Annotated in this window: 7 protein-coding genes and 1 pseudogene; 5 read left to right on the forward strand and 3 right to left on the reverse strand. The window is 61.3% G+C overall.

The annotated features are described in order from the left end of the window. Positions 1–170: 170 nt before the first annotated feature. The 3 genes and pseudogenes from JWQ89_RS02095 to JWQ89_RS02105 all read right to left on the reverse strand — a co-directional run. Positions 171–611, reverse strand: coding sequence for a hypothetical protein (locus JWQ89_RS02095; protein WP_299637990.1), 441 nt, complete (start codon positions 609–611; stop codon positions 171–173). Between the two features lie 1066 nt (positions 612–1677). Further along, positions 1678–2568 (reverse strand): hypothetical protein, encoded by an 891-nt coding sequence (locus JWQ89_RS02100; protein WP_299638001.1) that lies wholly within the window; start codon positions 2566–2568, stop codon positions 1678–1680. A 186-nt stretch (positions 2569–2754) separates the two neighbouring features. After that, positions 2755–2910 (reverse strand): annotated as a pseudogene (locus JWQ89_RS02105) (DUF4236 domain-containing protein); the annotation flags it as partial. A gap of 77 nt (positions 2911–2987) precedes the next feature. Between JWQ89_RS02105 and JWQ89_RS02110 the strand changes: the two are divergent. The 5 genes from JWQ89_RS02110 to JWQ89_RS02130 all read left to right on the forward strand — a co-directional run. Further along, on the forward strand, positions 2988–3212 hold the full coding sequence (locus tag JWQ89_RS02110) for a hypothetical protein (protein WP_299637992.1): 225 nt from the start codon (positions 2988–2990) through the stop codon (positions 3210–3212). Between the two features lie 28 nt (positions 3213–3240). Continuing rightward, positions 3241–3699: a thermonuclease family protein gene (locus JWQ89_RS02115; protein ID WP_366143958.1), complete on the forward strand. Its 459-nt coding sequence runs from the start codon at positions 3241–3243 to the stop codon at positions 3697–3699. Between the two features lie 19 nt (positions 3700–3718). Further along, positions 3719–4453, forward strand: a complete 735-nt coding sequence (locus tag JWQ89_RS02120) for a vWA domain-containing protein (protein WP_299637994.1) — start codon at positions 3719–3721, stop codon at positions 4451–4453. 99 nt (positions 4454–4552) lie between these two features. Next, positions 4553–5245, forward strand: coding sequence for a hypothetical protein (locus JWQ89_RS02125; protein WP_299637996.1), 693 nt, complete (start codon positions 4553–4555; stop codon positions 5243–5245). A 9-nt stretch (positions 5246–5254) separates the two neighbouring features. Then, on the forward strand, positions 5255–6656 hold a 1402-nt coding region (locus tag JWQ89_RS02130), incomplete at its 3' end, for a serine/threonine protein kinase (protein ID WP_299637997.1).

Raw genomic sequence — 6656 nt, forward strand, 5'->3', positions numbered from 1 at the left:
CGGATTTCCCACCGGCCCGTCGCTCGCCACACTGGTCGTCCGTGGGACGTATGTCGAAGGCCGTTACATCTCCGTCCCGTCCCGCATCCTAAGCCGCTGTAGCTCGGCGCCCTTTACATCGGCGGTCCCGTTGTTGCGGCGGACCTAAGAGGCCGGAGCACTGTGTGCACTTAGTCGGAACGACCGACAAAGGTGCTTCCGACCCACGCCATGATGCCGCCAACGGTGGCATATCGACGGAGCCGGGCTGCGAGATTGTGGCCGGTGAGCGAGCCCATGTAGTGGCAGTCGCACAGCAGATGATGGGCGTCTTCGTCGTTCAGTGCGAAGTAGTCCATCGCATCGCCGAGCGTGTTGCCGGCAAGGCCATCGCCGCGCAGTACCGGGTCGCGGTAGGCAACTGCGAGCGGGGTGCTCTCTCCGCCGCGATAGGCACGCCGTTCCGCCTCGGGCAGATACTCGATGCGATAGAGCGCTTCCATCGAGCCGGCGTGCTGATCCAGCAGCTCGGCCCAACGGTTTAGCCGTTCGCCGCGGCTCAGCGTGGTGATTGGATTTGCCGCGACGATCACGGCGGCTTCGCGCAGTTGTTCGGGGCTTTGATGCTTCATGATGACCTCCTTCAGGGCTTGGCACAAGCGGGACTTGGCCGAAACTGCCCTGCTGGTGTCCGTGTGCCCGACGCTAGGCCCGCGAGGCTACCAACGGCTATGCCTTGGCCCTGCTTGCCCTCGGACCTTGCGCCGCGAAGCCGCCCCAATGACAGCGGATGTCGGAGATGTGACCGGCGCGGCGCCTCCGCGCGGCAGCAAGCATTTCCGATTGAGCTGACAACTGCCGGATGGGACAGGCGAGTGCTAGCCGCCTTGATAGAGCCCGTGCCCTATCGTCATTTGCTGCAGCGCGGGGAATACCTTCATCGGGTTCCTGAACCTCGCCGAATTCTATTTCGACCCAAAGGAATGGGCCGACGAGAAGAGCGCGAGGCCATAAAGCAGCTGAGCATGTCGGGCTATCCGGAGAAGATCGAAGCAGAGCGAATGATCCACCGCGGCGCCCTGCAGGTGGCGGCGTCTATTTCCCGGGCAATTCTCAAAGCGCTCTTTTCGTGATCCGGTTCTCAACAGAGACCTAGGTACGCTTTTGAACCGCATCACGAGTTCGAATCTCCAATCTTCCGCCACGCAGTCTGCTGCTTTGGAGTATTTTCCTAGCCGCGGCGAGTCAGCTGGTAGTATCAAGGTCTTAGCCTGAGCTTTCGCGTCCGCAACCGTCTCATCAGAGCGTGATTCTGGGCCCAAAAGTGCGTGCAACAGCCCAGATTCTGAACCGCGCAATTTGGTGAGACAGTTGCGCGTAGGACTGCTTCCCGCCAGAAATGGACGTCAATCATCTGGAGAGCCGTTCGAGCGCGTCGATGGGGATCGAATGCCGAGGGGACTTAATCGCAGATTTGGCGGTGTCGAACATGGTCAGGGCGGCGGCGGAAAAACCCGAACTCTACCTTTCGGTCCCTCCAATCGGATGCGTCTCTACCTCCCCGAAGAAGATCGGCACGTTGTGCTGCAGACGGCCGAGTGCCCTTGACCCGGACTGCAGAGGGTTCCGACGGGCCGTTCACCGAGCCGAGCCGCTTCCGCCTGGGAACTTGCGGCCACGGTTGGGGCGCAAACGGGCCTAAAAGGCCAAGGCGGCCTGGTACTGTTCGAGCGCCGCAGCAAATGCTTCGGCCGCCGCGAGGTTCGAGACTTGATACTCCTCTGTCACGCCCCGTGGGCTGCTAATCGCCAGTTGGCCATAGAGGCAGATCGGTATCTGGTAGTTGTCGCGGAAGCGCCTGTCCGGGGACCCGTCCTTGTTCACCTTCGCCCACGTGTAGCCGGCAATGTGCGCGTCGGCCGGGACCTGCTCAGTCTCGACAAACCGAGTGGGGCGATAGGCCACGCGCAACTCGCGAAGGTCGGTGAGAGCAAACATCCCATCCGCGCGAGGCATCAACGCCATGCCCGGATAAATCAGAATGTCCTCGCCGTTGACGTTCTCGAACGAGAGTCCCCGCCCGTTGAATCGCACAAGGTCATTGTTGGCGTATTCTAACTTGGCGGGGTGGCGGTCAACCGTTCGGGTGGCGGTGGTCCGTTCCTGTATGCGGTTGGTGTCCCGGTCCGAGGTCACATCCCACACGGCGGAGCTTGAGCGCAGCGCGTCGAATGCCCGGATTAGGGCCGCATAGGCCCGTTGAGCCGCGTCCGTAGTCTCGAACGTCATATCCACGTGGGTGGTCTCGCCCCACGCCTCCAGCCGGTCGATTTCCTCGGTTACATCGGCAACGTCATCGTGAATGGCAGCGATCCGTTTCTTGTAGAACACCCGGAACATGCTCCGGGACCGCTTATGCAGTTCCGTCTTTAGCTTTCGCGCCTCGCCGACCGCCTCCTCTAAATCTGCCTCTACCTCTTCGCGCTGGTGGCGGGCGGCAATGAGCATGTCCCGCAGTTCCGCTAAGGAGTGGCTGGTGAGCGACTCCACCCCCTTGCTGCCAATTTCCCTCATGCCGGCCGACGCCACGTAGGGCTGCTTTCCACCGGGCAGGGATGGCGAGGGTGCAGGCGATGGGATGTAGCCCGCGGATGACGGGCTCGGCCATTCATTGGCGGGAGACGGTTCAATCCTCAGGGCTGGTGCTGGCGCAACTTGCCGGGCGCCTCGTGCTCCACGCTTGGGTGGGGCGCTAAGCATAGCGCTGTAGGACAGGCCAGTGCCGGGAAGGCTGGCTGTACCGCGCACACCTCGTTTCCCCACATTGATGGTCGCACCCGGAACGCCAAAGCTCGCGCTCAGGCCACCTCCGCTTAGATTGAGGCGCACGCCCGGAAACAGCTTGAACGACTTTCTGAATCTAAGGCCCATGACAATGCTCCCCCGCAATATAGTGTATCCAAGCCGGCTGAACTCACAACCAGGCAGTCACAACATGAGGTAGACCTGTGAACCTAGATCAGTTTCAGAAGTCGCTAACCGAGTCGGAGTCGGCCCTGTTGATTGGTATTGGCATGGCCATCTTTAGCGCTGTGGAGGCGGGTGCGCCCCAGCGGACGTTGGTAGACCGGCTCCAGGTTCACGAGGACAATTTCGAGAAACTGGGGCAGACCAAAGCCTCGCAGATGATGACGATGCTCAAAATGATGGCGCAGAGTACGGCCCGTCGCTAAAGATCGAACACGTTGGGGGGAAATCAAAATGAGGGCCTTCGTGGGAGCGCTGGTCATCGCTGGGGCGATGGTCGCGCCGTCCAGTGCGCAGCCGGTAGGAACGCCCATCTCGTGCGGTAAGCTGGTCGCCGTGGACGGCGACACGATCAAATGCAACGGCGTCCTTATGCGAGACATGGGCGATGGCGCGCCATTCGTTTCCGGCTTTGACACCCCTGAGATACGCAGCCGCAAGTGCGAGGCGGAATTAGCGCTTGGTCGCAGGGCAAAATCGCGCATGGCCGAACTGCTCAAAACGAAGGGGCTTCGGATCATTGACTCGGATCAAGTCGATGCCACTCGCACGCGGCGCCCCCTTGTTTGGATAGTTCTGCCCGACGGTCGGACCATTGGCAGCATCCTGATAAGCGAGGGCCTCGCAAGGCGATGGACCCCGCAATACGAGGCCGATTGGTGTCGCGGCACCGATGATCGGGCCGAAATGTAACTTTTGAGGGAAACCAACCATGTATGAAGCTGAGATTAGCCGAACTAGCCCATCTGCCTTCCTGTTCATCATCGACCAGTCAGGTTCGATGGAGGAGCAGATGGAAACCGAGCAGACCAAGGCCCAGTTTGTGGCGGACGTGCTCAACAAGACGCTCTACCAACTCATCATCCGATGCACCCGCGCCGATGGCGTCCGCAACTACTTTGATGTGGGCGTGCTTGGGTATGGTGGCGACACGGTGAAGTCCGGATTTGGTGGCGCGTTGAGCGGCAGCGTCCTCCACCCGCTCTCAGATATCGAGGCCAATCCCCTGCGCATTGAGGAGCGCATGAAGCGCGTTCCGGATGGCGCTGGCGGCCTGGTAGATCAGCCCACCAAGTTCCCGGTGTGGTTTGACCCAACGAGCGCCGGGGGCACGCCCATGACAGCGGCAATGCGCACCGCGGCTGAGGCTGTAGTGGCGTGGTGCGATTCGCACCCGAGCAGCTACCCGCCCACCATCATTCACGTGACCGATGGCGCTTCCACTGATGGCGACCCGTCGCCCGTGGCGGACGCGCTCAGGCAAATGTCCACCTCAGACGGTCAATGCCTGTTGTTCAATCTGCACATCTCCACCGCTGGTGGCGAGAAAGTGGTTTTCCCTCGTCCGATACGGGCCTCGATACATACGGGCGGCTGTTATTTGGCATGTCCAGCCCGTTTCCTACCCACCTCGTGCAGGTCGCTCAGGACAAGGGCTATCAGGTGAGTTCGGAGTCCCGCTTCTTTGGCTACAAGACGGGCTACGAGTCCATCGTGGACTTCTTCGATATTGGCACGCGCGCCAGCAACCTCAGATAGCCGCCGCATGGTGCGCCCGCTACATCGCTGGACCATCGGCAAGCAACTAGACGAGCCGCACCTCAACGAGGACGCCTTGGCCTGCTCATTTGCCAGAGGAATCTATGCCGTGAGCGACGGCGCATCGGAGTCGTTCGCATCGCGGCATTGGGCGCGCATATTGGTGCGCCGCTACCTCTACCGCCCGGCTTTGGACGCGGCTGGCCTCGCCGGAGCAATACAGGAGTTCAACCGCCACTTTGACCGCCCAAGCATGTCTTGGAGTGCTCAAGCGGCCTTTGATCGGGGCAGCTTCGCAACGCTGCTTGCCCTCCATTTTGAGGGCAATGGTGTGCGTGTCTTGGGCATCGGTGACTCACTCGCGGTGCTGGACGATGGCGCCGGCATCCGCGCTACCTTTCCGTACACCTCGCCGGAGCAATTCCGTGTGAACCCGCTGCTCCTGTCCACTCTCCATGACCGGAATGCGGCCGTACTTGAGCGGGACGCAGTTACACGCTGGAGTTTCGAGGGTATCGAGGCGCCCCGCATCTACGCCATGACGGACGCCATTGGCGCGTGGCTGCTATCAGACCCGGAGCCGCGCCTTGCGGCGCTGCGGGACCTCCGACAGTTGCGGGACTTTGTGGCGCTGGTGGAGGCCGCGCGGCTCGATGGGTCGATGCGTCGGGACGATACCACTCTACTGGTGATTGGGTAGGGGGCGGAGTTGGCCGGCTATCCGTCCATGGATCAATACAACGATGCGGTGCAGCACCCCGGCACCGCATTCACGGACACCGCGCTCAAGGCCGCCAAGATCGCGGTCAACGGCATGGGGCTCCCGGTCGCACTGGGTGGCGGCTTCGCCCTCACCTACACGGCCGCCGCTCAAGGTCGAAAGTACGCTGTCCGTTGCTTTCACAAGGAGGCCAAGAACCTAGAGTCCAGGTACTCGCACGTGGCGACTGGACTGCGCGCGGTCGCAGGTCGGTACTTCGTGGGCTTCGAGTATCAGGCCCGCGGAGTGCTGGTGAACGGTCAGCACTACCCCATCGTGAAAATGGATTGGGTGGAGGGGGACACCCTTGGTGTGTTCCTTGAGGACAACCACAAGGACAAGGCGCGCCTTGAGCGCCTACGGACTCAGTTCGGCGAAGTTGAGCGCTTTCTCCGGTCCAAGGGCATGGCGCACGGAGATCTTCAAAACGGCAACGTGCTGGTCAAATCGGACCTCAAGCTCATCGACTATGACGGAGTGTACGTGCCGGCGCTGCCCACTGGCAGCGGGGCCGAACTCGGCCACAAGCACTTTCAGCACCCCAAGCGGGCGGCGCCCGACTTTGGGCCGAACATGGACCGCTTCTCGTTTTCGGTAATTGACCTGAGCCTCCGGGCACTGGCGGCACAACCGGCGCTGTTCGATAGGTACTCAAACGGCGAAAACATCATCCTCACCGCGAACGACTTTCTGGACCCGTCCAATTCCGGGGTCTTCTCGGACCTGAAAGCCATCCCGGCGTTGACCAAGTACGCCACGGACCTCGCCAACATCTGTGCGGCGCCCATGGCGGCCGTCCCGTCTCTTGAGGACTACCTAGCTGGCCGGAACATTCCTGCCACCTCCATCGTAATCCGGAGCCCGTCTCAGGCGGCGGCTGCACCCAAGGCGGCCGCCGCTTATGTTGGTGCCTTCGATGTAGTTGATGGCTCCAACTACGATGCGGTCTCGCGCCAGATCGGGAATCGTGTCGAACTTGTTGGACAAGTTGTGAAGGTACATCTCGGAAGAACAAAGAGAGGTGGGCGGCCCTATGCCTTTGTCTTTTTCAACCACACGAGCCGGGGAGTCCGGGTCAACATTTGGAACGATGGTTTGGACAAGCTAACCGACCAGCCGGGGCACGGATGGATGGGACGATGGTTGAGCGTACAAGGCCTCGTTGATCCTCCATACTCCAGCAAGTATGGGACCTCGGTCTCCATCACGATCACGTCTGGCAGCCAGATTCGAACGATCCCCGAATTTGAGGCGCGCCGTCGCCTGCGTGCCCCTTCCCCGCGACCTTCATCGGCCACCTCGTCTCAAACAGCCCCAAGTAGCAATGCCGATATCTTGCGCGAACTTCGGA

Origin of the sequence: Devosia sp. (genome assembly GCF_028290645.1) — a bacterium.
Classification (GTDB): Bacteria; Pseudomonadota; Alphaproteobacteria; order Rhizobiales; family Devosiaceae; genus Devosia_A.